Source organism: Kribbella italica, from assembly GCF_014205135.1.
Lineage (GTDB): Bacteria > Actinomycetota > Actinomycetes > Propionibacteriales > Kribbellaceae > Kribbella > Kribbella italica.
Map to the genome: position 1 here is coordinate 409993 of NZ_JACHMY010000001.1, position 25284 is coordinate 435276.

Below are 25284 nucleotides of genomic sequence, written 5' to 3' on the forward strand. Positions count from 1 at the left end.
GAGGCACACCTGACGACAAACCTCGTCGCCCGTCACCTCACAAGTACCAGCGCCCGATCGGTGGCCGGTACTTGAAAGGCTGGTCTGTCATCACGCGTCGAGCAGCGCCGCGTGTTTGCCGGTGGTGAGCGAGTGGCCCCGGTCGAGCATCTGTTCGGCGATCTTGTCGATCGCCTCCGAGAAGTCCTCGGTGGTTTCCCAGTCGTCCAGGCGGGCGAGCAGCCAGCGGCGGTAGGCGCCGATGAAGCGCTGGAACATCTCCAGCCCGTACGGCGTGAAGCGGTAGTGCCCGAGGACCTCCGAGAGATACCCGTCGGCGACCAGCTGGGCGGCGAGCGGCTCGAAGACCGCCGGTGGGACCTTCAGGTCGCCGGTGATCTCGGCGAGCGTGGCGGAGCCGTGCTCGGCGCCGCCGCGGAAGACGCGCATGATCATCCAGGCCTGGGCGAGGTTCAGCGGGATGCCGGACTCGGCGAGGACCTCGGGGGCGGGGCTGCGTTTGTGGTTCTGGACGATCAGCGCGACGAGCTTCTGCAGTTCGTGCTCGGAGTCGAAGGACGACGGGGCCGCGAAGCTCTCGCCGACGCCGGAGTTGCCGCCGGCGGTCATCCGCGCGGTGTCGCGCAACGGGACCTGCTTCAGCAGCAGAGCGACGACGAACCCGAGCAGCGCGACCGGTACGGCGGTGAGGAACACGACGTGCAGCGCCTCGGCGTACGCGGCCGTGACCGGCTCCCGCGCCGCAGGAGGCAGCGACCGAACCCCCTCGACCGTCGCCGCCAGCCGTGGATCGACGCCCTCCGGAACAGCCCCCGCCAGCTTGGCGGGCAGCTCCGACGCGTAGATCGAGCCGAAGACAGCGACGCCGAACGAGCTGCCCATCGTCCGCAGGAAGCTCACCCCGGACGTCGCCACCCCGAGATCCTTGTAGTCGACCGTGCTCTGCACCACGACCGTCGGCACCGGCATACAGAGCCCGACCCCCAGACCCAGGACGACCATGAACAGCGCGGTCGTCCAGTACGGCGTGCTGTTGGTCAGCAGCGACAGCAGGTACAGCCCACCCCCGATCAGCACCGTTCCGATGATCGGGAACGGCCGGTACCGGCCGGTCTTGCTGATCACCTGACCGACGCCGATCGACGCGACCAGCAGCCCCATCACCAACGGCAGCATCTGCAGCCCGGAGTCGGTGGCCGAGGCGCCGTGCACGTACTGCAGGTACGTCGGCAGGAACGTGACCCCGCCGAGCATCGCGAACCCGATGATGAAGCTCAGCACCGAGCACACCGTGAACACGCCGGACCGGAACAACCGCATCGGCAGCAACGGCTCGGCCGCGCGCTGCTCGACGAGCACGAACAGGCTGAGCGCGATCAGCGACCCGACCGCCATCGCCAGGATCACCGGCGACGTCCAGTCGTACTCGTTGCCGCCCCACGTCGTGACCAGCGTCAGCCCGGTCGCGGCCAGCCCGATCAGCAGGATGCCGAGGTAGTCGATCTTCGGCCCGACCGCCGCCTTCACCGACGGCAGCGTGAACGACGCGACGACCAGGACGAGGATGCCGAGCGGGATGTTCACGTAGAACGCCCAGCGCCAGTTGAGTTGGTCGACGAACAGCCCGCCCAGCAGCGGCCCGGCGACGGTCGAGACGCCGAAGACCGAACCGATGAAGCCCTGGTACTTGCCGCGCTCGCTCAGCGGGACGACGTCCGCGATCACCGCGGTCGACGTCACCAGCAGGCCGCCGGCACCGAGCCCCTGGATCGCCCGGGAGCCGACCAGCCAGAGCATCGAGTCGGCCATCCCGCACAGGGCCGAGCCGGCCAGGAACAGCACGACGCTGATCAGGAACATCCGCTTGCGCCCGTACAGGTCGCCGAACTTGCCGACCAGCGCGGTCATGATCGTCTCGGCCAGCAGGTACGCGGTGACCACCCAGGACAGGTGGTTCGCGCCGCCGAGGTCGCTGGTGATGGTCGGCAGCGCGGTCGCCACGATCGTCTGGTCGAGGGCCGCGAGCAACATTCCGAGCATGATCGCGACGACCACCGCGTTCCGGGTTCCTCGGCCGACGGGCCGCGCCTCGGTGTCCATGAGCCGAATGTAGCGACTCAGATACACACAGCGACCAAGGAACCGCCGCAACCAGGTTGCGAACACGGGTCCGTAGCATGGGAGACGTGCCATCGACACTGCCTGAGGGAGAGGTCGCGCCCCGGGACGGGTCGCTGCCGGACGCCGCCGTCGCCGAGTCCGCCACCAGGCCGTTCGGGTTCTACCTGCACGTCCCGTTCTGCGCGTCGCGCTGCGGCTACTGCGACTTCAACACCTACACCGCCAAGGAGCTCGGCGGCGGTGCTTCGCAGGCGTCGTACGCCGAGACCGCGGTGCGGGAGGTCCGGCTCGCGCGCCAGGTGCTGCCGCACGAGAAGCCGGTCGACACGGTGTTCTTCGGGGGCGGTACGCCGACCCTGCTGCCGGCCAAGGACCTCGGGGCGATGCTCAAGGCCGTCCGCGACGAGTTCGGTCTGGCGCCCGGTGCCGAGGTGACCACCGAAGCCAATCCGGAGTCCGTCGACCAGCGCTACCTTGAGGAACTGCTCGAAGCCGGGTTCACCCGGGTCAGCTTCGGGATGCAGAGCGCCACCTCGCACGTGCTGAAGATCCTCGATCGCCAGCACACGCCGGGCCGAGCTCTGGACGCCGTGAAAGAGGCGACCGCGGCCGGTTTCCGGCACGTCAATCTCGACCTGATCTACGGTACGCCGGGGGAGACGCTAGACGACTGGCGCGCGTCGCTGGAGTCGGCGCTGTCCGCGGAACCCGACCACGTCAGCGCGTACGCCCTGATCGTCGAGGACGGCACCCAACTCGCCCGGCGGGTCCGCCGCGGCGAGCTGCCGATGCCGGACGACGACGATCTGGCCGACAAGTACGTGCTCGCCGACGACCTGCTCACCGCGGCCGGACTCACCTGGTACGAGGTGTCGAACTGGGCCAAGGCCGACGACGCGCGCTGCCGCCACAACGAGCTCTACTGGCGCGGCGACACCTGGTGGGGGATCGGCCCGGGTGCGCACAGCCACGTCGGCGGGGTCCGCTGGTGGAACGTCAAGCACCCGAGTGCGTACGCCGAACGGATCGCGGCCGGCGAGAGTCCGGCGTACGCGCGGGAGATCCTCGACGAGGAGACCCGCCGGGTCGAACGGGTCCTGCTCGAGGTCCGGCTCCGGGCCGGTCTTCCGCTCGACGTACTGGACGCCGGCGGACGCGCCGCGCTGCCCGGGCTGGACGGCCTGGCCGATGTCGTCGACGATCGTCTGGTGCTCACACGGCGTGGTCGGCTGCTGGCCGACGCGGTGGTCCGCGACCTGCTCACCTGAGCGGTCAAAAGTCCGGACAAGTCACCAAACTCCCAGGTAACGGAGCACTCGGTCATCGGCGTGGTGCTGACGGTGATCAAAGCACCGGGTATGTACTGACCAAGGTGCGTTGGTATCTCAGCGTGACGGTGTGGTCCTTGACACACCCGGTGGAAACGCTCGAAACTCAGGTCACTTTCCGAAAGGGGAGCGCTCTCAACCCGTCCGAGTCACAGGGAGCAACTCACATGCGGCCCAAGGCCCGCCTCCGCCCCCGCAGTACTGCCGCCGTGCTCGCCTGCAGCCTCACCCTGCTGGTCGGCGCCTGCGGCGGGAACACCGACCAGCCCGGTAGCGCGTCCCGCGACAGCGCCGGCGACGGCCCCCGGGTCGAGCTGACCATCGCGACCTTCAACGAGTTCGGCTACGGCGACCTGTACCGCGAGTACGAGGCCGCCCACCCGAACGTCAAGATCACCGAGCGCCGCGCCGCGACCGTCGACGAGCACATCAAGAACCTGGAGACCAACCTGGCCTCGGGATCCGGGATGGCCGACATCGAGGCGATGGAGGTCAGCTGGATCTACAAGTACCTGGCCAAGGCGGACAAGTTCGTCGACCTGCGCGACTACGGCGCCGGCGACCTGACGAAGCGCTGGCTGGACTGGAAGGTCGCCGGCGCCACCGCGCCGGGCGGCAAGATCATCGGGTACGGCACCGACATCGGGCCGGAGGCGATCTGCTACCGGCGCGACCTGTTCGCCAAGGCCGGGCTGCCGACGGACCGGGCCGAGGTCGCCAAGCTGTTCCCCGACTGGGCGTCGTACTTCTCCTACGGGCGCCGGTTCAAGGCCAAGGTGCCGAACTCGGCCTGGTACGACTCGGCGTCACTGACCTGGGACGCCATGCGCAACCAGCTGATCGAGGCCTACTACTCCAACCAGGACCGCTACCTGGGCGAGGACAACGAGCTGCTGCACAAGACCTGGAACCAGATCGTCGCGGGCAGCGAGGACGGGCTGTCGGCGAAGCTGCCGACCTGGAGCGACGCGTGGACCAAGGCCTTCCGGACCGACGCGTTCGCGACGATGGCCTGCCCGGGGTGGCTGCTCGGGGTGATCCAGGACAACGCGGGGACGTTCGGCAAGGGCAAGTGGGACGTCGCCGACGTGTTCCCCGGTGGGGGCGGCAACTGGGGCGGGTCGTACCTGACCGTGCCGGTCCAGTCGGGACAGCCGGCGGAGGCCGCGAAACTGGCCGCCTGGCTGACCGCGCCGGAGCAGCAGATCAAGGTGTTCAAGAAGGTCGGCTCGTTCCCGTCGACCGTCGACGCCTACGACGCGGAGCAGGTGAAGTCGCAGGTCAACGCGTACTTCAACAACGCGCCGGTCGGGCAGATCTTCATCAACCGGGCCAACAACGTGATCCTCAAGCAGCACAAGGGCCCGCGCGACGGTGAGATCAACCAGGTCTTCTCCAAGGCCCTCGAACGCGTCGACCAGGGCAAGCAGAGCCCGTCCGCGGCGTGGAAACAGGCCCTGCGCGAAGCCGAGAAAGCTGCGAACGCCAGAATGAACAACTAACATAAGTTGTTTCTTCGAGGAGGTCCCGTGGCATTTGAAGGTCTCGCCGGTGGGACTCCGACGTTGGAGCAGGTCGCCGCGTTGGCCGGCGTGTCCCGCGCGACGGTGTCCCGCGTCGTGAACGGTTCGCCGAAGGTGCTGCCGGACACGGTCGCCGCGGTCGAGCAGGCGATCGGCCAGCTCGGCTACGTCCCGAACCGGGCGGCCCGCGCGCTGGTCACCCGGCGTACGGACTCGGTCGCGCTGGTGATGCCCGAGCCGGACAGCCGGGTGTTCTCCGACCCGTTCTTCGCCGGGATCCTGCGCGGCGTGAGCCGGACGATGGCGCCGACCTCGTCGCAGCTGGTGCTGCTGATCGAGCCGGCCGAGGGCGACGACCAGCGCCTGCTGCGGTACCTGCGCGGCGGGCACGTCGACGGCGCGATCATCGTCAGCCACCACGGCCGCGACAACGTGCTGCAGGAGTTGGCCCAGCTCCCGCTGCCGATCGTGTTCAGCGCGCGCCCGATCGGCGTCGAGGTGCCGGTCGCCAGCGTCGACGTCGACAACGTGGCCGGAGCCCGGACGGCGGTCGAGTACCTGCTCGCCAAGGGGCGCAAGCAGATCGGCATCATCGCCGGTCCGCTCGACATGACCGCCGGCCTGGACCGGCTGACCGGGTACCAGGAGGTCGCGGCCGAGGCGGGCTTCGCGGAGGCCGTGGCGTTCGGCGACTTCACCGCCGAGGGTGGTGAGCAGGCGACGATCCAGCTGCTCGACGAGTACCCGGACCTGGACGGCATCTTCGTCGCGAACGACCTGATGGCGACGGCGACGCTGCGGGTGCTGTCCCAGCGCGGACGCCGCGTGCCGGACGACGTGTCGGTGGTCGGCTTCGACGACTCGGTCGTCGCGACCACGACCACACCCCAACTCACCACGGTCCGCCAGCCGGTGGAGAAGCTGGGCTCCCGCCTGGCCGAGATCCTGATCGCCAAGATCGGCGGCGCCCACCTGACCAGCCCGGAGATCTACGGCACCGAGCTGATCGTCCGCGGGTCCGCCTGAGAGACAGCCCTAGGGCGGGTCGTTCTGGAACTGGAACTGGACGCGGATCGACGCGTCCAGTGACACCACCAGCGTGGTGTTGGACGGGTTCCACTGGTTGGGCACGAGGAACAGGCGGTTGTCGCCGACCACGAGCAGCCGCAGACCGCGGTACCGGTAGTTGAAGGTCTGGCCGGTGCTGGCCCGCAGCGCCGTCTCCTCCAGACCGGGGGAGCGGAGCTGGAGTCGCTCCTTGGTGTCGAGGATGACGGACGGGAACTGGCCGAGGTTCTCCGCGTCCGACTTGGCCAGGCCGCGGCCGGAGTACTGCGCTGTGGTCGCGGTCGCCCAGAACGCGCAGGTCGTGGTGACGACGCCGAGCAGCACGATCAGTACGACGGGAGGACGCCGCTTCGCGAGCCGGGCGGCGACGTACGAGAGATAGCCGAGCGCGGCGGCCGCGAGGCCGATCACCACGGGGACGACGAGCGCGTAGTACGCGAGGTGGCCGATCGCCGGGTAGAGGAACAGGCCGGCGACACCCAGCATCAGCAGTACGGCGGAGCCCGCGGCGGTTCGTCGTACGGCGAGCTCGGTGGGGTGGATCGCGTTGTGCAGCAGCAGTCCGGCGACGGCGAGCAGGGTGAGGACGAGCAGCGGGACCAGCAGCGGCTGCGGGCTGCGCATCACGTAGTCCTGCGTGCTCAGGCCGATCGTGTCGACGTCGATGCCGAAGTACTCGTACTGCGACCGCGCGGAGACGTAGCCGAAGTAGAACAGCAGCGCGCTGATCAGCGTGACCGGCGCGACGATGCCGGCGGCGAAGCTCACCCAGCGTTCGAGCTGGGCGCGCTGCTCAGCCATCCGAGGGGCTCGGCGACTCCTCGCCTTCGCCCTCGACCGAGATCGTCAGGCCACCCGCTTGCAGGTAGTCGTTCTGCACCTTCGCGCAGTCGTCCTCGGAGGTGCACGTCACGTCGCCGTAGATGTTGAGCACCGTCTGACCGGTGCCTGCCTTCTCCAGCTGCAAGTAGCAGCTCTCCGCGCCACTGCCGAACTGGGTGCCCTCGACACAGGGCGGTCCCTCCGGGCACGTACCCGCACCGAACTTCACGACCGACGTGTCGGTGAGCTCGTACTTCACCGCGAGGATCTCCACGCCGGACGGCAGTTCACCCGATCCCCACGCGGGCGCGAAGCACGCCTTGCCCTCGTCGTCGAACTCGACCTGACCACCCACCGGCAGCTTCGCGTTCTTGATCGCGGGCTTGTTCTGCTCGGTCTGCGGTTTCTCCGGTTCGGTCGGCTCGACCGACGGCTCGTCGGTGCTCTCGGTCTCGGCCGGCGCGGTCGTGGTCGTCGTCGTACCGCCGGCCGGTTCGTCACCGCCGGCTTCGTCGTTGCCTGCCGAACATCCTGCCAGGCACAGCGCCACCAGCAGGACCATCGATGCCCTGAAGGGAATTGCACAGCCCAGTTGGGACATCAGCACCACCCCCACCTCCCAGAGTGATCCGGGTACGGCGGGTCGGCAACAGTTCAGGGCCGCTATGTTCACTCTCCGCTGCCGAACTCTGTTTCTGTAGTTCCCCGCGTGGTATTCCTCGTAGTGGACGAGGGGGGAGACCATGTCCGACCACGAGATCCGGATCGCGCTGGTGCTCAACGGAGGCGTCAGTCTGGCGGTCTGGATGGGCGGCGTCACGCACGAGCTCGACCTGATCCGCCGCGCGTCGGCGGGCGGCCAGGCACCGCCGTCCCAGCCGTACGACGAACAGCTGGCGCAACGCTGGCGCGACCTGTGCCGCCGCGACGGCGAGCAACGCAAGCTCGTCGTCGACGTGATCGCCGGGACCAGCGCCGGCGGCCTGAACGGGTCGTTGCTCGCGACCGCCGTGTCGCACGGCTCGACGCTCGATCCCGGCGACGACCACGGGCCGTGGCTGCGGCAGAAGTGGGTCGGCCTGGGATCGCTGGAGGTCGGCAAGCTCGTCCCCGCGGTCGGCAAGCCGTCCACGTCGGTGCTCGACGGCGACTACTTCCTGACCGAGCTCAAACAGTTGCTCAAGGGCGTCGCCGGCGGCGGGCAGTCCGCGGCGGCCGAGCCGGTGACGTTGTTCGTGACCGCGTCCGGGCTCGGGGTGCAGCAGTTCGAGGCCAAGGACGCGGCGGGGCAGCGGTTCGTCGTACCGGACCATCGGTACCTGTTCTGCTTCACCAGCGAGCAACGGGCCCTGTACGACGGCGCGACGCGGTCGTTCTCGGTCGATCCGGTCAACGGGCTGGCGAACACCAAGCTCCTGGCCCGCGCCGCGCGCGCGTCGGCGTCGTTCCCGGTCGCGTTCGGGCCGGTGCTGGAGACGCCGAACATGGCGACCAATCCGCCCCGGCTGCAACCTGGTGCACACACCGGATCCGGCGCTTGGCTGGTGGACGGCGGCGTGCTCGACAACGCGCCGTTCGGGCCGGTGCTCGACGTCGTCGCCCGACGGCCGGTGACGGGGAAGGCGAGCCGGTATGTGCTGTACGTCGTACCGTCGGCAGGGATCGGGCTGGCCGCGACTCGGTTGCCTGAGGCAACCGAACCGGGCTGGCAGGTGGCCGCGCTGTCGGCGGTGCAGTTCCCGCGCGAGGTGGACTTCCGGTCCGACGTCGAGCAGCTCGAACGGCTGCTGCTCGAGGCGGATGCGTCGTGGTCCGACACGCAGCGGCTGTACGACCGGTGCGTGCACCACCCGGAGAACCGGGGCGCCCTGCACAAGGCGGCGGCGCTGCTGCAGCCGACGTACTCGCGCGGGCGGGCCGCGGGCGGGGTCTGGGAGGCCGTGACGGTGGCCTCGCCGGACCGGTCGACGGTGCTCGACGCGGCGACGGCGTTGTCCGAGCCGGAGGTCGACGAGATCCTCGCGACGGACCATCCGTGGGTTCCTGGGCCGGACGGGTCGACGGCGTTGCTGACGCAGGACGCGGACGGGAATCCCTGCTGGCCTTGGGGAACGGGCGCGGCCGAGCGCGTCGTACGGCTGGTGCTGCGGTCGCTGCGGACGCAGATCGACAACGGCGCGACCGGCGACCGCGACGTCCTGGAGAAGTGGCTGAAGGCATCGAGTGACGCGTTGCTGAAGGTATTGGCGGTCCGGGACGCGCTGGCGGCCGAGCTGGCGGTAGCGGATCTCGACCTGCGGCCGGCCGGTGGTGCCGAGGCGGTCGCGGTCGGGCTGAACGACATCTTCGAGTCGCTGCAGATCCAGCGCGCGCTCGGCGACGAGTTCGCGACGCTGGTCGCGGTGGTCGGGCCGGTGCTGGTCGAGACCGCGCTGGAGGTGGAGATCGTGTCGCGCTGTACGTCGGCGCGGACGCCGCAGCAGCGCAGTGCGCCGTTCCAGTTCCTGCGGCTCGGGCCGGACATCCCGCTGACGCTGCTCGACGAACTGCCCGAGGGGTCGATCGCGAACGACCTGAAGGACAGGATCCTGTACGGGACCCAGGTCGGTCACTTCGGCGCGTTCGGCGCGGCCGAGTGGCGGCGGTGGGACTGGCTGATGGGTCGGCTGCACTGCGTCGCGCATCTCGGCGCGATGCTCGGCGCGGAGCCGGACTGGATCCGCGAGACGCAGCGGCAGGTGCTCGCGTCGGAGGAGTGGACGGTCGACGAGCTGGCGCTGCAGGTGCGGAAGCTGGCCGAGGACTTCCCGGTCGCCGCCGGGCTCGGTGCATTGACGACGATGCGCGACGAGCTGAACGGATCGAAGGCCGGGCGCGCGACCACGCGCGGGCTGGCCGATCGGCTGGTCGAGGTGTCGGGCGGGCTGAGTCCGCAGGTCGGCGAGTGGATGAAGGCGTCGGCGGCGCGGAAGAACGAGCCGCGGTCGTGGTTGCTGCGGACTGTTCGCTGGTTCACCAAGCCGGCGCGGGAGACGTTGTGGGGACGGCTGGTCCGGTCGCCGGATCTTGGTGCTGTCCGGCGTCCGTTGGTGTTCGAGCCGTGGTTGCCGGTGGCGGCGGCTGGGGTCGCCGTACTGCTGCTGGTGGTGGCGGGGGTGGTTGGGGCGCCCGGCGTACGGATCGTTGCTGCGTTGCTGGCCGGGGTCGTGCTGGCGTTGGCGGCGGTGTTGTTCGTCGTGTCCTGGTACGTCCGCCGGGTACGGCAGCGGATCCGGCGCTGGATCGCCGCCCGGCTGCCCGAGATCAGTCCATCGTCACGAAATCGATGAGTTCCTCGACCCGGCCGAGCAGTGCGGGGTCGAGGTCGGCGAAGCTCTTCACCTTCGACAGGATGTGCTTCCAGGCGGCCGCGACGTCGGCCTGGTCGGTGGCCGGCCAGCCGAAGGTCTTCAGCACGCCCTTCTTCCAGTCCTCGCCGTACGGGATCTTCGGCCACTCCGCGATCCCGACCGACGACGGCTTGACCGCCTCCCAGATGTCGATGAACGGGTGCCCGACGACCAGCACGTGCCGGTTGTTCACCTGGGCCGCGATCTTGGACTCCTTCGAGCCGTCGACCAGGTGGTCCACCAGTACGCCGAGGCGCCGCCCGGGCCCCGGCTGGAACCGGTTGACGATCGCCGGCAGGTCGTCGATGCCCTCCAGGTACTCGACGACGACCCCTTCGATCCGCAGGTCGTCACCCCAGACCCGCTCGACCAGTTCGGCGTCGTGCCGCCCTTCGACGTAGATCCGGCTCGCCCGCGCGACGCGTGCCCGGACGCCGTCCACAGCGACCGACCCCGACGCGGTTGTGGTCTTCTTGGCCGGCCCCGCCTTCTTCGGCGCGACCAGACTCACCGGCTTGCCGTCCACCCAGAACCCGGGCCCCATCGGATAGGTCCGGATCTTCCCGTGCCGGTCCTCGAGATCGACGACGCCGTGCTCCCACCGCACCACCGCCCCCACGAACCCGGACGTCGGCTCCTCGACCACCATCCCCTTTTCGAGCGCGACCTCTACGGTCCGCCCGTTCTTCGGCTTACGCCAATCCCCGGCCAGCACGTCGTTCCCATACCTGTCAGCCACCCCCGAACCGTATGCCCAGAACGGTCTTTCCCCCGTCAACCACACACCCTGGAAGGGCTTTTGCGGCCCGGCGGAACTCAGGCCGCGAGGTGCTCGACCTCGTAGGCGTGGATGAACTTGTCGCGGGTGACCAGGGTGAGGCCTTCGTGCTGGGCCTGGGCGATCAGCAGGCGGTCGAAGGGGTCGCGGTGCAGGGGTGGGAGTTGCCCGGCCTCGGCGGCGTGGTGGGCGCGGATCGGGAGTTCGAGCAGGCCGCTCTGGCCGATGACGTCGAGCCAGTGCTCCGGCATCCGCAGCTTGCCGGCCGCCGTCTTGATCGAGATCTCCCACAGGCTGGCGACGCTGACGTACACCTCGAGCTCGGAATCGATCAGGTCCTTCACGCCCAGGGAGAGCTCGTCGCTGTCGCTCAGCCACCACAGGACGACGTGCGTGTCCAGCAGCAGCCGGGCCGGGGACAGCATCATGACGGCAGGAAGTCCCGGGCGATCTCGGCGTTGGTCTCGGCGGAGTCCCAGTCCTCGGCGGCCCAGAAGCCGGTCAGCGAGCCACGGCCGGACCGGGCCGTGCGCTCCAGCGGGACGATCCGGGCGACCGGCCGCCCCGCGCGGCTGATGACGATCTCCTCGCCGTGCTCGACGCGTTCGATGATGCGGGAGAGCTGGGTCTTCGCCTCGTGCATGTTGAACTGCAGGGCATCAACGGTCACGATGGCTCCCTCTGCTTAGTCCAGTTAGCTAATCTTAGGCCGAATCGCCCCTCCGGGCAATTCAGAGCGACGCGGTCGCGTGGGTGGCCCGGGTGGTGCGGTGCGGCAGGACGAGGGTCAGGCCCAGGTAGACGAGCAGGCCGGCGGTGAGGCCGACGACCCAGGAGTAGTCGTAGAGGGGCTGGAGGAACGGAATGAGGCCGTCGGCGGGGAACGGGCCGCCGTACGCGCCGCCGACGGCGAGGACCGAGCCGATCACGGTGGCGAGAACGGCTCGCCAGTTCCAGCCGGCCCAGTACCAGTAGCGGCGGTGCGGGAGGTAGAGGTCGGCGAGGAACAGGTTGGTGCGGTCGAGCAGCCAGTAGCCGGCGATCAGGACCCCGGCGACCGACGCGAGCAGGCCGCCGTAGAAACCGAGCCAGGCGAAGATGTAGATGTCCGGGTCGGTGAGCAGCCGCCAGGGCTGGATCAGTACGCCGATCACGCCGGTCAGCAACCCCGCCGTACGGAAAGTCAGCCACCGCGGCAGCGCGTTCGCGAAGTCGTACGACGGGCTGACGACGTTCGCGGCGACGTTGCAGGACATCGTGGCCAGGATCGCCATCACCAGACCGACGACCACCACGACCGGGTTCTCGAACCGGCGGGTCAGCTCGACCGGGTCCCAGATCGCCGAGCCGTAGACGATCACCGTGCCGGACGTGGTGACGATCGAGACCAGTGCGATGAACGACATCGTCGTCGGCAGCCCGATGATCTGCCCGATCACCTGCTGGCGCTGCCCGGCGCCGAACCGGGTGAAGTCCGGCATGTTCAGCGACAGCGTCGCCCAGAACGCGATCATGCCCATCAGCGACGGCGCGAAGATCTTCCAGAAGTCGGCGTCCCAGCCGAGCGCCGACGGCTGCGACAGGATCGGGCCGGGCCCGCCGGCCTTGACCAGGATCGCGATCATCAGCGCCAGGAACGCGACCGTGACCAGCGGCGCGGCCCAGTTCTCGAACCGCCGCAGCCCCTCGATCCCGCGCCAGATCAGCCACATCTGCAGCAGCCAGAAGAACGCGAAGCTCAGCCACAACGTCCACGGGTGCCCACCGACCGCCGACGCGTTCTGCCAGCCCGACCCGGCCAGCTCACCGACGATCACGTGGATCGCCTGCCCGCCGATCCAGGTCTGGATGCCGAACCAGCCGCAGGCGACGAAGGCCCGCAGCAACGCGGGGAAGTTCGCGCCGCGGACGCCGTAGAAGGCCCGCGCGAACACCGGGAACGGGATCCCGTACTTGGTCCCCGCATGGCTGTTCAGCAGCAGCGGCACCAGCACGATCAGGTTGCCCAACGTGATGGTGAGGAAGGCCTGCAGCCAGTTCATCCCGAGCGCGACCAGGCCGGAGGCGAGCAGGTAGCTGGGGATGTTGTGCGCCATCCCCATCCACAGCGCCGCGTAGTTGTACGTCGTCCAGCGCCGCTGACTGATCCGGGTCGGCGCGAGCTCCTCGTTGCCGTACCGGCTCTGCGTGACCACGGTCGGGTCGTCGAGCTCGACCCTTCCGTCCGGGTGATCGAGCTGATCCGTGCTGACCATCGGTCCCACCTCATCCCGTCGGGGCGCCTCGCACACAACGTGCGGGATGAGGTGTCACTGTGTCAACGGATAACCACGACTAGTGCTCGGGGCCCAGCAGTGGCAGCGTCGGGCGACGCGGAGCACCCAGTACGGCGTACCCACGGCGTACGGCGTGCTCCAGGTGCTCGATCGGCCAGGGCCAGTCGTCGGTGTGCTTCAGCGCGTCGTCGAGCGACGTCCCGGCGTGGTGCAGCCCGGAGATCGTGTTCGCGACCGTGCCGAGGCGCCCGGCCTGGTCGCGGACGAACTCCGCGTCGACGACCGCACCGTGTCCCGGGACCACCTTCGACTCCGCGCCGAGCAGCCCGATCACACGGTCGAGCGTCTCCGGCCACTCCAGCGGGTACGAGTCGTCGCCGTACGACGGCGGCGCGGACTCCTCGACCAGATCGCCCACGAAGAACACGTCGGCCTCCGGTACGACGACCACCGCGTCCCCGTCGGTGTGCGCGTTGCCCAGGTGCAGCAGCTCGACCCGCCGGCCGCCCAGGTCGATCACCTTGGCGACGGAGAAAGTGTTGTCGACGGCAACCAGTTCGGTCGCGGCGACCTCGGCGAGCACCTCGGCCGGGATCTCCGGGTACGCCGGGTCGGTGCCCGGGTGGTCGCGGTAGTGCTCCTGCAGCGCCGGCCCGCGCTCGGCCAGCGCCGTCGCGGCGTTCTCGTGCGCGTAGCTCGCGGCCTCCGTACCAGCTGCTTTGAGAATGGCTGAGTTCCCGAACGTGTGGTCGAAGTGCGCGTGCGTGTTCACGACCCACTTCACCGGCCGATCGGTCAGCTCCCGGATCTCGGCCAGCACCTGCTCGGCCTGCGCGGTCGACGCCCGCGGATCGATCACCAGCGCGCCGTCGTCACCGACGACCAGCCCGACGTTCAGGTCCCACTCGCGATACCGGCGGACCCAGCATCGATCACCCAGCTCGGTCCACTCACTCATGCCACGGACTTTAGCCTTCGGTGTCAGGGGGTCAGCACGTCACCCTGCTGCACGTCCGACTTGTCCACATCCTTCAGCAGCAGCCCGACGTTGTCGCCCGCGACCGCCTGGTCGGTGGTCCGCCGGAACATCTCGACCCCGGACACGACCGTCCGCAGCACCTCGGCCCCGCCGCGCTGCACCCCGACGGAGTCGTTCACGCGGATCACCCCGGCCAGCACCCGCCCGGTGACGACGGTGCCACGACCGGTGATCGAGAACACGTCCTCCACCCGCAGCTGGAACGGCACGTCGTCCTGCACCCGCGGCGCCGTCGTCGTCACGGCGTCCTGCGGCCGCTCGTCGTTCTTCCAGAACTTCCATCCCATATCAGTGACCCTATGTCGTGGCCGGTTCCGGTAAGCGATATCCACCGGCTGGGAAGGGGCTTGAAGGGCCGGTGGGACGCGCCTAGGGTCGCCTAGGCGGTTCACAGATCCGATCTCTGAAGGGCAGGCGGCGTGACGACACGACGGGCACTGGTGGTCCGGGGCGGCTGGGAAGGCCATCTCCCGGTCGAGGCGACCGAGCTGTTCATCCCCTTCCTGCGGGACAACGACTTCGAGGTCACCGTCTCGGACAGCACCTCGAGCTACCTCGATCTGGACGGCACCGACCTGGTGCTGCAGTGCATCAGCATGGGTGAGATCACCGCCGAGGAGACCAAGGGCCTGGAGGCCGCGGTCCGCGCCGGGACCGGTCTGGCCGGCTGGCACGGCGGCATCGTCGACTCGTTCCGCGGCAACGTGGACTACAGCTTCATGACCGGCGGCCAGTTCATCTCGCACCCGGGCGGTTTCGTCGACCACCGGATCGAGGTGGTCGCCGACCACCCGATCGTCGAGGGCATCGAGCAGTTCGACCTGCACACCGAGCAGTACTACGTGCACGCCGACCCGAGCAACAACGTCCTGGCGACGACCACCTTCCGGGCGCACCCGGACTACCCGTGGATCGAGGGCGCGACGATGCCCGCGGTCTGGACCCGCACCTGGGGCGACGGCAAGGTCTTCGTCTGTACGCCGGGCCACAGCCTCGCCGACCTGGACACCCCCGAGGTCCGCACGATCGTCGAGCGGGGGCTGCTGTGGGCGAGCAAGTGACCCGGATCGGGATCGTCGGCACCGGCGTCATCAGCGGCACCTACCTGGACCACCTGGCCAAGCTGCCGGGCGTCGAGGTGGCCGCGGTGGCCGACCTGGACGTGTCGCGGGCCCAGACCGTGGCCGACGCGCACCCCGGCGTACGGCCGTTGTCATCGGACGACCTGCTGGCCGACCCCGACGTCGACGTGGTACTCAACCTGACCATCCCGGCCGCGCACGCGCCGGTGCACCGGGCCGCGCTCGAGGCCGGCAAGCACACGTACGGCGAGAAGCCGCTGGCCGTCGACCGGGCCGAGGCCAAGCCGCTGCTCGAGCTCGCCGAGGCGAAGGGCCTGCGGATCGGTTGTGCGCCGGACACCGTGCTCGGCACCGGGACGCAGACCGCGCGCGCCGTGATCGACCGCGGCGACATCGGCGTACCGACTGCTGCGAGTGCGTCGTTCGTCACGCCTGGGCACGAGCTGTGGCACCCGGCGCCGGAGTTCTACTACCAGCCCGGCGGCGGCCCGCTACTCGACATGGGTCCGTACTACGTGACCAGTCTGGTGACCCTGCTCGGCCCGGTACGCCGGGTGACCGGGCGCGCTGGGCGCTCGCAGGACGAGCGCAAGGTGCACACCGGGCCGCGGGCCGGGGCGATCTTCCCGGTCGACGTCCCGACGCACGTCACCGGCATCCTCGAGCACGAGTCGGGCGCGCTGACGACCGTGCTGATGTCGTTCGACGTGTGGGCCGCGCGGCTGCCGCGGATCGAGATCTACGGCACCGACGGCAGCCTGTCCGTCCCCGACCCGAACGCGTTCGACGGCACGGTCGAGATCGCGACCGCCGCCCAGCGCGAGTGGACCGAGGTCCCGGTGGCCGGCGGGTACGCCGGAGCAGGGCGGGGTGTCGGGGTTGCTGACCTGGCGCGCGCGATCCGTACCGGCGGGCCGCATCGCGCGGACGGTGCGCTGGCGTTCCACGTGCTCGACGTCCTGGAGTCACTGCTCGAAGCGGCCGCCAAGGACCAGCCGGTGGACGTCACCAGCACGGTCGAGCGCCCGGCCGCAGTACCGTTGGGAGCCTCGCCCGAAACTGCCTGATCAGCGAACCGCTGCTACGGGTCGGTAGACTGGCACTCGGACTGACTGAGTGCCAGTCGGGACGTTACGGCCGACCGAGAGAGGGTGGTGCGCGTGCTGGACGAGCGCAAACTGGACGTGCTCCGGGCCATCGTCGAGGACTACGTGGCGACCCACGAGCCGGTCGGGTCCAAGACCCTGGTCGACCGGCACAACCTCGGCGTCTCGCCGGCGACGGTGCGCAACGACATGGCCGCGCTGGAGGAGGAGGGGTACATCACCCAGCCGCACACCAGCGCCGGCCGGATCCCGACCGACGCCGGGTACCGGCTGTTCGTCGACAAGCTGAGCACGGTCAAGACGCTGTCCGCGGCGGAGAAGAAGGCGATCTCGTCGTTCCTCGGTGGCGCGGTGGACCTGGACGACGTCGTACGGCGTACCGTCCGGCTGCTCGCGCAGATCACCCGCCAGGTCGCGATCGTGCAGTACCCGACGCTGATCCGCTCCAGCGTCCGGCACGTCGAGGTCGTCACGATGACCCCGCGGCGGTTGCTGCTGGTGCTGATCACGAGCACCGGCCGGGTCGAGCAGCGGATCGTCGAGACCCACGCCGACGTCGACGAGCAACTGGTCGCCGACCTGCGCTCCCGGCTCAACACCGTGCTCACCGGCCAGCGGCTGACCGACGCGACGACCGCGCTGACCAGCGTGGCCGAGACCTTCCCGCCGGCCGACCGGCCGTTCGTCGCGGCGATCGTGACGACGCTGCTGGAGGCCTTCACCGACGAGGGCGAGCAGCGGATCGCGGTCGGCGGCGCGGCCAACCTGACCCGGTACGGCGACGACTTCGAGCGCAACGTGAAACCCGTGCTGGAAGCGCTCGAGGAGCACGTGATCCTGCTCAAGCTCCTCGGCGAGGCGACCCATCCGCAGACCCTCACGGTGCGGATCGGGCACGAGAACCCGTACGAGGGGCTGGCCACGACCTCGGTGGTCGCGACCGGCTACGGCCCCAAGTCGGAGGCGCTGGCCACCCTCGGCATCGTCGGCCCGACCCACATGGACTACCCCAGCACGATGGGCGCCGTCCGCGCCGTCGCCCGCTACGTCAGCCAGATCCTGGCCGACTCATGACGTTCCCCTACCTCTGGTCTGGAGTATGAGCACCGATTACTACGCCGTTCTCGGCGTCAGCCGTGACGCGTCCCAGGACGAGATCAAGAAGGCCTACCGCAAGCTGGCCCGCCAGTACCACCCGGACGTGAACGACTCCGAGGACGCGCACGCCAAGTTCCAGGAGATCGGCCGCGCCTTCCAGGTGCTGAGCGACCCGCAGAAGAAGCAGGTCCACGATCTCGGCGGCGACCCGTTCGCGAGCGCCGGACCGGGTGGCGCGGGCTTCGGCCAGGCGTTCACCTTCACCGACATCATGGACGCCTTCTTCGGCCAGACCGGCGGAGCGACCCGAGGGCCGCGACCGCGGACCCGGCGCGGCCAGGACGCGCTGATCCCGCTGCGGATCGACCTGAGCGAGGCCGCGTTCGGTACGACGCGCGAGCTGAAGGTCGACACCGCCGTCCTGTGCCCGACCTGTACGGGGTCCGGCGCGGCGGCCGGGTCCGAGCCGGTCACCTGCGAGGTCTGCCACGGACGCGGCGAGGTCACGCACACGCAGCGCTCGTTCCTCGGTGAGGTCCGGACGATGCGCCCGTGCCCGAACTGCCGCGGCTTCGGGACGACGATCCCGAGCCCGTGCGTCGAGTGCTCCGGCGACGGGCGCGTGCGCTCCCGCCGTACGGTCACGGTGAAGATCCCCGGCGGTGTCGACAGCGGCACCCGCGTACAGCTGTCCGGCCAGGGCGAGGTCGGCCCCGGCGGCGGTCCGGCCGGCGACCTGTACGTCGAGATCGAGGTCGAGCCGCACGAGATCTTCAGCCGCAACGGCGACGACCTGCACTGCACGGTCACGCTGCCGATGACCGCCGCCGCGCTCGGCACGACGATCGACCTGCCGACGCTGGAAGGCGAGACCACCCCGCTGGAGATCCGCCCCGGCACGCAGTCCGGCACCGCGATGACCCTGACCGCCCGCGGTGTCCCGCGCCTGCGGCACGCCGGCCGCGGTGACCTGATCGTCCAGATCATCGTCGAGACCCCGACGAAGATCGACGACAGCCAGGCCCAGATCCTCCGCGACCTCGCCGCGGCCCGCGGCGAGGAACGCCCCCAGGGCCAGGTCCAAGCCACCCACAAGGGCGTCTTCGGCCGCCTCCGCGACGCCTTCGGCGCCCACTGAACAGCCAGACCCAGACACCGACGATGGGACTCGCCGTCTTCTACTTGGCAGACCTGGGCGAGCCGCCGCTGGACGGCGACGCCGGCGTGATGCCGGGCCTGGGCGCTCGCCCGAGCGCCCAGCAGCTCGCCGATGCCGGCGTAGCCCGCGACCCCGGAGGGGCCGACGCGATGCCGGGCCCGGGCGCTCGCCCGGGCGCCCAGCCCACCGGTCCCGGCGTAGCCGGCGAGCCCGGAGGCGCCGACGCGATGCCGGCCCCGGGCGCTCGCCCGGGCGCCCAGCCCATCGCTCCCGGCGTAGCCGGCGAGCCCGGAGGCGCCGACGTGATGCCGGGCCTGGGCGCTCGCCCGAGCGCCCAGCAGGTCGCCGATGCCGGCGTAGCCGACGAGCTCGGCGGGGCGGATGCTCTCGCGGGCCCCGCGGCTGCTCCCGGCGTAGCCGCTGAGCCCGGGGGCGGCGGCTCCTCCTCTCCCCCCTCCTCCGAGGGGGGAGGAGCTGAGCTGGTGCTCGGCGGGGCCGAGGGGCGCCATGCGGCGGTGGTGCGGCGCATCACCCCGGGGGAGCGTTTGCGGCTGACCGACGGTGCTGGGAACTTCGCCGAAGGATCAGTGACTCAGGCCTCCAAGTCCGGTGTCACCGTCGCGGTCGACCGCCGGGGGAGCGTGCCCAAGCCGACGCCGCGGTTGGTCGTCGTACAGGCGCTGCCCAAGGGGGAGCGGGCTGAGCTTGCCGTGGAGATGCTGACCGAGGTCGGCGTCGACCTCATCGTTCCGTGGAACGCGGAGCGCAGTCAGTTCCGGGCCAACCCCGAACGGGTCGAGAAGACGTTGACCAAGTGGCGGTCGTGGGCGTTCGAGGCGAGCAAGCAGTCGCGGCGGAGCTGGTTCTGCGAGGTGGCTCCGGTGGCGTCGACGGCTGAAGTTGTGCAGTTGGTGAAAACCGCCGGGCTGGCCGCCGTGCTGCACGAAGAAGCGAAGACCCCGCTGGCAACAATGAACCCACCGGTCACCGGCGACGTGGTGATCGTGGTGGGACCAGAAGGTGGCATCAGCGCCGCCGAGCTGGAAGCCTTCGCAACAGAGCCGGTGCTGCTCGGCGACACGGTCCTGAGGACATCCACCGCAGGCGTCGCCGCAGCGTCGGTCCTGCTCGCAAACTCTCGGTGGAGGACGACAGCTTGAGCTCGATGGACTGGCTGGAGTGGCACTCGTCGTACGAGGACGAGGAGTCGCCGCTGAGCCGCCGCCTCGCCTCGGTGCAACGGGCGATCCGCGAACGTCTCGACGCCGACCCCGACGCCAAGCTCCAGGCGGTCAGCGCCTGCGCGGGCCAGGGCCGCGACCTGATCGAGGTCCTCGCCACGCACCCGGCCCGAGGCCGCGTCACCGCGCGGCTCGTCGAGCTCGACCACCGCAACGCCGGCCTGGCCCGCGCCGCCGCGACCGTCAACGGTCTCACCGGCGTCGAGGTCGTCGAGGCCGACGCAGGCAGGACCGACGCCTACGCCGGCGCCGTACCGGCCGATCTCGTGCTGTTCTGCGGCGTCTTCGGCAACATCACCGACGCCGACGTCGAGACCACCGTCAAAGCACTCCCGCAGTTCTGCGCCCCCGGCGCGACCGTCGTCTGGACCCGCACCCGCGAGCAGCCCGACCTTTGCCCGGCGGTCCGGGACTGGTTCACGACCGCGGGCTTCGAGGAAGTCTCGTACGACGCCCCGGACGACGTGCTCTGGTCCGTCGGCGTCCACCGCCTGACCGCCGACCCGCAACAGCTCGAGCCCGGCCGTCAGCTGTTCAGCTTCGTCCGCCACCCTGACGTGCAGTCGACCTGAGCGACTATTTCACCACCAGCGTCTTCGAATCGGTCGAGGTCTGCCGGCCGTCCGCGGCCGACACCTCGAACACCTCGAGCGTGTACCGCCCGGCCGGCAGCTTGGGGACGACGAACGAGTACGGCGTGAGCTTGAACGCCTCCTTGGTCGTGGCCACTCCCTCGTCGAGCACCTTGCGGTTGTCGTCGGACGTGATCCGCCAGTTCAGCTGGGCCTCGTTCACCGCGCCGATGCCGCTCACCTTGAACGGCGTCGTGAGCACGGCGCCGTTGTCCGGCGAGGTGACCCAGATGAACGCCTGGACGTCGAGCGACTGCGCCCGGCCGAGCGGCTGCTTGATGTCGACCCCGAACAGCTGCGGCAGCGGCTTGCCCTGCAGCGTGACCTCGACCGGAACGGTCGCCTTGCTCGCGCCCTGGACCGTGTAGACCAGCTGCTGCAGCGCCATCTGCGCGACGCCCGGCTCCAGGCGCGTCGTCGGCACCGACTTGAAGTCCACCGTCGTCAGCGCACCGGACATCCGGACCTCGGAGACCTGCGCGCCGGCCCACGGCGAGCTGTAGTCGGGGTCGTCGGCCTTGCCGGACGCCATCAGCTGGACCGCCGCGTACGTCGCCCGGCCCTTGAACGGCACGAAGGTCCGGTACAGCCGGACGCCGGGCCCGCTCTCGAACCCGATCGTCTCGCCGAGCCAGTAGACCGGGATCGCTCCCGAGGTCTCCGGCTCCAGCCTGCCCTGCTGCTTGGTCGTCGGCTTCGCCTCGGGCGTCTGGTCGGTCGGCTCCTCCACCGACGGCGACGGCACGGTGGCCGGCGGCCGGGCGGTCGCGCTCTCCGGCGTACCGGTCGCGCTGGTCGTCGTACCGGGCGCGCCCGCGACCTCGTTGTCGCCGGCCTGCCGGTCGTCGCCGTTCAGTACGGCGAACGCCCCGATCGCGGCCGCCGTCCCGAGCACGGCGGCGCCGGCGGTGATCGCCCAGGGACGGCGGTTGACCGGCGTACGGGTGGTGCGGACCCGGGCCTGGATCTCGTGCAGCCCGTCGGCCGGCTCGACGCGGTCGGCCTCGTTGTGCAGGGCGCGCCGCATCAGCTCGTCGAAGTCGTCGTTCGGCTGGTCACTCATGTGCTCTGCTCCAGGACCTGGCGCAAGGACTTGGTCGCCCGCGCTGCATGGCTCTTCACCGATCCCCGGCTGATCCCCATCGTGTCGGCGATCTCCGCCTCCGACAGGTCACCGTAGTACCGCAGGACCATGACGGTGCGTTGCTTCTCCGGCAGGGTGCGCATCGCCTCGATCACCCGGTCGGTCTCCGCGGTCCGCAGCACCGCCGCCTCCGCGCTCGGCTCGTCCGGCAGTGAGCGCGGCAGGTGCTTGTCGACGACCACCAGGTGCCGCTGCCGCGATCGGCAGCGGTTCACCACGGCGGTCCTCAGGTACGCCAGCGCCTTGTGCGGATCGCGCAGCCGGTGCCAGCGGGCGTGCATCGCCACGAAGGCGTCCTGCACGATCTCCTCCGCCGATCCCCGGTCACGCAGCAGCAGGGCGCCGAGGCGGACCAACGACGTGTAGTGCGCCGTGTAGACAGCCGTCAGCGCCTCGTCGGCATTCCACGAGGAGTCCTGAGCCACGCACTCGTCATACACCACGGCCGGTTGTGCCACATGACGAAGACGCGGAGGACGTGTCCCAGGTTGACAGCAATTCCGGTCGGGCTTGCGGCATCTGGATTCCTGTCACTGGACGGCTCCGTTCGCTCACCGAGCGTGTTGGAGCATATTACCGGTGAGGCTGTCGGTGCGGACGGCTAGCATGGACGCAGTCAGCGTCACCGTCCTCAGGAGGAGAAGAGCCTGTCCAGGCCACGCAGTATCGAGCCGTCGCACCCGGATGCGACGCGCGCCGGCGGCAACGAGCCGCCCAAGGCGTCCCACAAGATCGTGGTGCCGAACAGCATCGACATGGTGGCGCTGCTCGGAGCCCGGGACGAGTTCCTCCGGATCATCGAGAAGGAGTTCGCGGCCGACATCATGGTCCGCGGCAACGAGATCACGATGAACGGCGATCCGGCCGAGCTGGCCCTGTCCGAGCGGCTGATCGACGAGCTGATCGCGGTGGTGCGGACCGGTCACGGGCTGACCGCCGACTCCGTCGAGCGCAGCATCGCGATGATCAAGGCCGAGACGGCCGAGAGCCCGGCCGACGTCCTGACCCAGAACATCCTGTCCAGCCGCGGCCGCACCATCCGGCCCAAGACGCTGAACCAGAAGCGCTACGTCGACGCGATCGACAAGAACACGATCGTGTTCGGCATCGGCCCGGCCGGTACCGGCAAGACCTACCTGGCGGTCGCCAAGGCGGTCCAGGCGCTGCAGGCCAAGGAGGTCAACCGGATCATCCTGACCCGGCCGGCCGTCGAGGCCGGCGAGCGGCTCGGCTTCCTGCCCGGCACGCTGTCGGAGAAGATCGACCCGTACCTGCGCCCGCTGTACGACGCCCTGCACGACATGCTCGACCCGGAGTCGATCCCGCGGCTGATGACGGCCGGCACGATCGAGATCGCGCCGCTGGCCTACATGCGCGGCCGGACCCTGAACGACGCCTACATCATCCTGGACGAGGCGCAGAACACCTCGCCCGAGCAGATGAAGATGTTCCTCACCCGGCTCGGCTTCGGCTCCAAGATGGTGGTCACCGGTGACGTCACCCAGGTCGACCTGCCGTCCGGGACGAACTCCGGCCTGCGGGTCGTGCAGGACATCCTGGAAGGCGTGCGGGACCTGACGTTCTGCCGGCTCACGTCGCACGACGTGGTCCGGCACAAGCTGGTCGGCCGGATCGTGTCGGCCTACGAAAACTACGAAGGCAGCGCTGAACCGAACCGATGAACGTCGAGGTCAACAACGAGTCCGGCGTGGAGATCGACGCCCACGGACTGATGCGGCTGAGCCGCTTCGTGATGTCGAGCCTGCGCCTGCACCCCGAGTGCGAGCTGTCGATCAAGCTGGTCGACGAGGACACGATGGCGCGGTACCACGTCGAGTTCCTGGACCTGCCCGGGCCGACCGACGTGATGTCGTGGCCGATGGACGAGCTGCGTCCGGGCAGCGACTCCGACGACACCGAGCCGCCGCTCGGACACCTGGGTGACATCGCCCTGTGCCCGACGGTGGCCGCGGCGCAGGGCGCCAAGGCCGGCCACGGGACGTGGGCCGAGCTCGAGCTGCTGACGGTGCACGGCATCCTGCACCTGCTCGGGTACGACCACGCCGAACCGGCCGAGAAGGCGGAGATGTGGGAAGTCCAGGGCCGGCTGCTCGAAGCGTGGCGCGCCCCTGGCAACCGGCTCGGCGAGGAGTGACGCGGCGGTGAGCTCCCACGACGGCGCCCTGCTGGTGGTGGCCGCGGTGCTCGTCCTGCTCGCCGGCGTGTTCGCTGGCGCGGAGGCGGCCATCTCGGCGTACTCGAAGGTGCGGGCCAACGAGCAGGTCGAGCTGGGCAACACCCGTGCGGTGCGGCTGAGCGACCTGCTGACCGACGCCCCGCGCTACCTGAACACCCTGCTCCTGGTCCGGCTGACCTGCGAGATCACCGCGATCGTGCTGGTCACCCAGGCCCTGTCGAACATCTTCACCGTGACCTGGGAGCACATCCTGATCACCGCGGTGGTGATGGTGGTGGTCTCGTACGTGATCATCGGCGTCGCCCCGCGTACGCTCGGCCGGCAGCACTCGGACCGGTTCGCGATGCTCTCGGCCGGCCCGATCATGGCGCTGACCACGGTGCTCGGACCGATCCCGAAGCTGCTGATCCTGATCGGCAACGCGCTCACCCCCGGCAAGGGGTTCGCGGCCGGCCCGTTCGCGACCGAGTCCGAGCTGCGGGCCCTGGTCGACCTGGCCGAGAAGTCCGCCGTGATCGAGTCCAACGAGCGGCAGATGATCCACTCGGTCTTCGAGCTCGGCGACACGATCGTGCGCGAGGTGATGGTGCCGCGCACCGACATGGTCTACATCGAGCGGCACAAGAAGCTGCGCCAGCTCACCTCGCTGGCGCTGCGCTCGGGCTACTCGCGGATCCCGGTGGTCGGTGACTCCCTCGACGACATCCTCGGCGTGGTCTACCTCAAGGACGTGATGCGCCGCGTCTACGACAACGCGCAGTCGGAGTCGACCGAGCGGGTCGAGTCGGTGATGCGGCCCTGCATGTACGTGCCGGACAGCAAGCCGGTCGACCAGCTGCTGCGCGAGATGCAGGCGGCCCGGATGCACGTCGCGATGGTCGTCGACGAGTACGGCGGCACCGCCGGCCTGGTCACCATCGAGGACATCCTGGAGGAGATCGTCGGCGAGATCACCGACGAGTACGACGAGGCGCCGGAGGCGGTGCAGGCGCTGTCCGACGGCGCCTACCGGCTGTCCAGCCGATACCCGATCGACGAGCTCGGCGAGCTGTTCGGCGTACCGCTGGACGACGACGACGTCGACACCGTCGGCGGGCTGATGGCCAAGCTGCTCGGCAAGGTGCCGATCCCGGGCGCCCAGGTCGAGATCGAGGGCCTGTCCCTCACCGCGGAACGGCCGTCGGGCCGCCGCAACCAGATCGGTACGGTGCTGGTCCGGCGGACCGAGGACGTTGCCGAGCAGCCGCAGGACAACAGCCATCAAACGGCCTGAGACCTTGG

24 protein-coding genes are annotated in these 25284 nt (G+C 69.8%); 13 read left to right on the forward strand and 11 right to left on the reverse strand.

Features of this window, described 5'->3' with window-relative positions; all coding sequences use genetic code 11:
• Positions 1-90 precede the first annotated feature (90 nt).
• Entirely contained in the window at positions 91-2100 is a 2010-nt protein-coding gene (locus HDA39_RS02145; RefSeq protein ID WP_184793563.1) for an MDR family MFS transporter, read from the reverse strand.
• A gap of 86 nt (positions 2101-2186) precedes the next feature.
• On the opposite strand from HDA39_RS02145, the gene hemW reads away from it, so the two are divergent.
• The 3 genes from hemW to HDA39_RS02160 all read left to right on the forward strand — a co-directional run bounded on the left by hemW (position 2187) and on the right by HDA39_RS02160 (position 5998).
• Entirely contained in the window at positions 2187-3389 is a 1203-nt protein-coding gene (hemW, locus tag HDA39_RS02150) for a radical SAM family heme chaperone HemW (protein ID WP_184793564.1), read from the forward strand.
• A gap of 227 nt (positions 3390-3616) precedes the next feature.
• Positions 3617-4951: an ABC transporter substrate-binding protein gene (locus tag HDA39_RS02155; RefSeq protein WP_184793565.1), complete on the forward strand. Its 1335-nt coding sequence runs from the start codon at positions 3617-3619 to the stop codon at positions 4949-4951.
• Between the two features lie 27 nt (positions 4952-4978).
• Positions 4979-5998, forward strand: a complete 1020-nt coding sequence (locus HDA39_RS02160; RefSeq protein WP_184793566.1) for a substrate-binding domain-containing protein — start codon at positions 4979-4981, stop codon at positions 5996-5998.
• Positions 5999-6007: 9 nt separating this feature from the next.
• On the opposite strand, the gene HDA39_RS02165 is transcribed toward HDA39_RS02160, so the two are convergent.
• Positions 6008-6841, reverse strand: a complete 834-nt coding sequence (locus tag HDA39_RS02165; protein ID WP_184793567.1) for a hypothetical protein — start codon at positions 6839-6841, stop codon at positions 6008-6010.
• Complete coding sequence (locus HDA39_RS02170; RefSeq protein ID WP_184793568.1) at positions 6834-7424, reverse strand: hypothetical protein; 591 nt, start codon at positions 7422-7424, stop codon at positions 6834-6836. The genes HDA39_RS02165 and HDA39_RS02170 overlap by 8 nt, the downstream gene beginning before the upstream one ends.
• A gap of 181 nt (positions 7425-7605) precedes the next feature.
• Here HDA39_RS02170 and HDA39_RS02175 point away from each other — a divergent pair, with 181 nt between their 5' ends.
• The gene (locus HDA39_RS02175) at positions 7606-10191 is read left to right on the forward strand and encodes a DUF3376 domain-containing protein (protein ID WP_184793569.1); all 2586 of its coding nucleotides are present in this window, start codon (positions 7606-7608) and stop codon (positions 10189-10191) included.
• Here the strand turns inward: HDA39_RS02175 and HDA39_RS02180 are convergent.
• The 6 genes from HDA39_RS02180 to HDA39_RS02205 all read right to left on the reverse strand — a co-directional run bounded on the left by HDA39_RS02180 (position 10166) and on the right by HDA39_RS02205 (position 14631).
• Positions 10166-10990 (reverse strand): DUF3097 family protein, encoded by an 825-nt coding sequence (locus HDA39_RS02180; protein ID WP_184793570.1) that lies wholly within the window; start codon positions 10988-10990, stop codon positions 10166-10168. The two genes, HDA39_RS02175 and HDA39_RS02180, sit on opposite strands and share 26 nt — an antisense overlap.
• Before the next feature lie 77 nt (positions 10991-11067).
• Positions 11068-11457 (reverse strand): type II toxin-antitoxin system VapC family toxin, encoded by a 390-nt coding sequence (locus HDA39_RS02185; RefSeq protein ID WP_202892843.1) that lies wholly within the window; start codon positions 11455-11457, stop codon positions 11068-11070.
• Positions 11454-11699 (reverse strand): type II toxin-antitoxin system prevent-host-death family antitoxin, encoded by a 246-nt coding sequence (locus HDA39_RS02190; RefSeq protein ID WP_184793571.1) that lies wholly within the window; start codon positions 11697-11699, stop codon positions 11454-11456. Before HDA39_RS02190 ends, HDA39_RS02185 begins: the two co-directional genes overlap by 4 nt.
• 61 nt (positions 11700-11760) lie before the next feature.
• Entirely contained in the window at positions 11761-13284 is a 1524-nt protein-coding gene (locus HDA39_RS02195; RefSeq protein WP_184793572.1) for an NCS1 family nucleobase:cation symporter-1, read from the reverse strand.
• 79 nt (positions 13285-13363) lie between these two features.
• Positions 13364-14263 carry an MBL fold metallo-hydrolase gene (locus tag HDA39_RS02200; protein WP_184793573.1) on the reverse strand — a complete coding sequence of 300 codons (900 nt, stop codon included), beginning with the start codon at positions 14261-14263 and terminating at the stop codon, positions 13364-13366.
• Between the two features lie 23 nt (positions 14264-14286).
• Complete coding sequence (locus tag HDA39_RS02205) at positions 14287-14631, reverse strand: EF-Tu/IF-2/RF-3 family GTPase (RefSeq protein ID WP_202892844.1); 345 nt, start codon at positions 14629-14631, stop codon at positions 14287-14289.
• A gap of 132 nt (positions 14632-14763) precedes the next feature.
• On the opposite strand from HDA39_RS02205, the gene HDA39_RS02210 reads away from it, so the two are divergent.
• The 6 genes from HDA39_RS02210 to HDA39_RS02235 all read left to right on the forward strand — a co-directional run bounded on the left by HDA39_RS02210 (position 14764) and on the right by HDA39_RS02235 (position 20602).
• Positions 14764-15405, forward strand: a complete 642-nt coding sequence (locus HDA39_RS02210; protein WP_337925592.1) for a ThuA domain-containing protein — start codon at positions 14764-14766, stop codon at positions 15403-15405.
• Positions 15390-16493: a Gfo/Idh/MocA family protein gene (locus tag HDA39_RS02215; protein ID WP_184793575.1), complete on the forward strand. Its 1104-nt coding sequence runs from the start codon at positions 15390-15392 to the stop codon at positions 16491-16493. The genes HDA39_RS02210 and HDA39_RS02215 overlap by 16 nt, the downstream gene beginning before the upstream one ends.
• 93 nt (positions 16494-16586) lie before the next feature.
• Entirely contained in the window at positions 16587-17606 is a 1020-nt protein-coding gene (gene hrcA, locus HDA39_RS02220) for a heat-inducible transcriptional repressor HrcA (protein ID WP_184793576.1), read from the forward strand.
• Between the two features lie 25 nt (positions 17607-17631).
• Positions 17632-18768, forward strand: coding sequence for a molecular chaperone DnaJ (gene dnaJ, locus HDA39_RS02225; RefSeq protein WP_184793577.1), 1137 nt, complete (start codon positions 17632-17634; stop codon positions 18766-18768).
• A gap of 23 nt (positions 18769-18791) precedes the next feature.
• Positions 18792-19949, forward strand: coding sequence for a 16S rRNA (uracil(1498)-N(3))-methyltransferase (locus HDA39_RS02230; RefSeq protein ID WP_238355958.1), 1158 nt, complete (start codon positions 18792-18794; stop codon positions 19947-19949).
• Between the two features lie 5 nt (positions 19950-19954).
• Entirely contained in the window at positions 19955-20602 is a 648-nt protein-coding gene (locus HDA39_RS02235; RefSeq protein WP_184805411.1) for a class I SAM-dependent methyltransferase, read from the forward strand.
• Positions 20603-20606: 4 nt separating this feature from the next.
• Here HDA39_RS02235 and HDA39_RS02240 read toward each other — a convergent pair whose 3' ends face one another.
• A complete protein-coding gene (locus HDA39_RS02240) occupies positions 20607-21725 on the reverse strand; it encodes a Gmad2 immunoglobulin-like domain-containing protein (RefSeq protein WP_184793578.1) in 1119 nt (372 codons plus the stop codon).
• The gene (locus HDA39_RS02245; protein ID WP_337925593.1) at positions 21722-22231 is read right to left on the reverse strand and encodes a SigE family RNA polymerase sigma factor; all 510 of its coding nucleotides are present in this window, start codon (positions 22229-22231) and stop codon (positions 21722-21724) included. The genes HDA39_RS02240 and HDA39_RS02245 overlap by 4 nt, the downstream gene beginning before the upstream one ends.
• A gap of 330 nt (positions 22232-22561) precedes the next feature.
• On the opposite strand from HDA39_RS02245, the gene HDA39_RS02250 reads away from it, so the two are divergent.
• The 3 genes from HDA39_RS02250 to HDA39_RS02260 are packed head-to-tail and all read left to right on the forward strand — an operon-like array spanning position 22562 to position 25276.
• Entirely contained in the window at positions 22562-23488 is a 927-nt protein-coding gene (locus tag HDA39_RS02250) for a PhoH family protein (protein ID WP_202893346.1), read from the forward strand.
• On the forward strand, positions 23485-23961 hold the full coding sequence (ybeY, locus tag HDA39_RS02255; RefSeq protein ID WP_184793580.1) for an rRNA maturation RNase YbeY: 477 nt from the start codon (positions 23485-23487) through the stop codon (positions 23959-23961). The genes HDA39_RS02250 and ybeY overlap by 4 nt, the downstream gene beginning before the upstream one ends.
• Positions 23962-23968: 7 nt before the next feature.
• Complete coding sequence (locus tag HDA39_RS02260) at positions 23969-25276, forward strand: CNNM domain-containing protein (RefSeq protein WP_184793581.1); 1308 nt, start codon at positions 23969-23971, stop codon at positions 25274-25276.
• Positions 25277-25284: the final 8 nt, after the last annotated feature.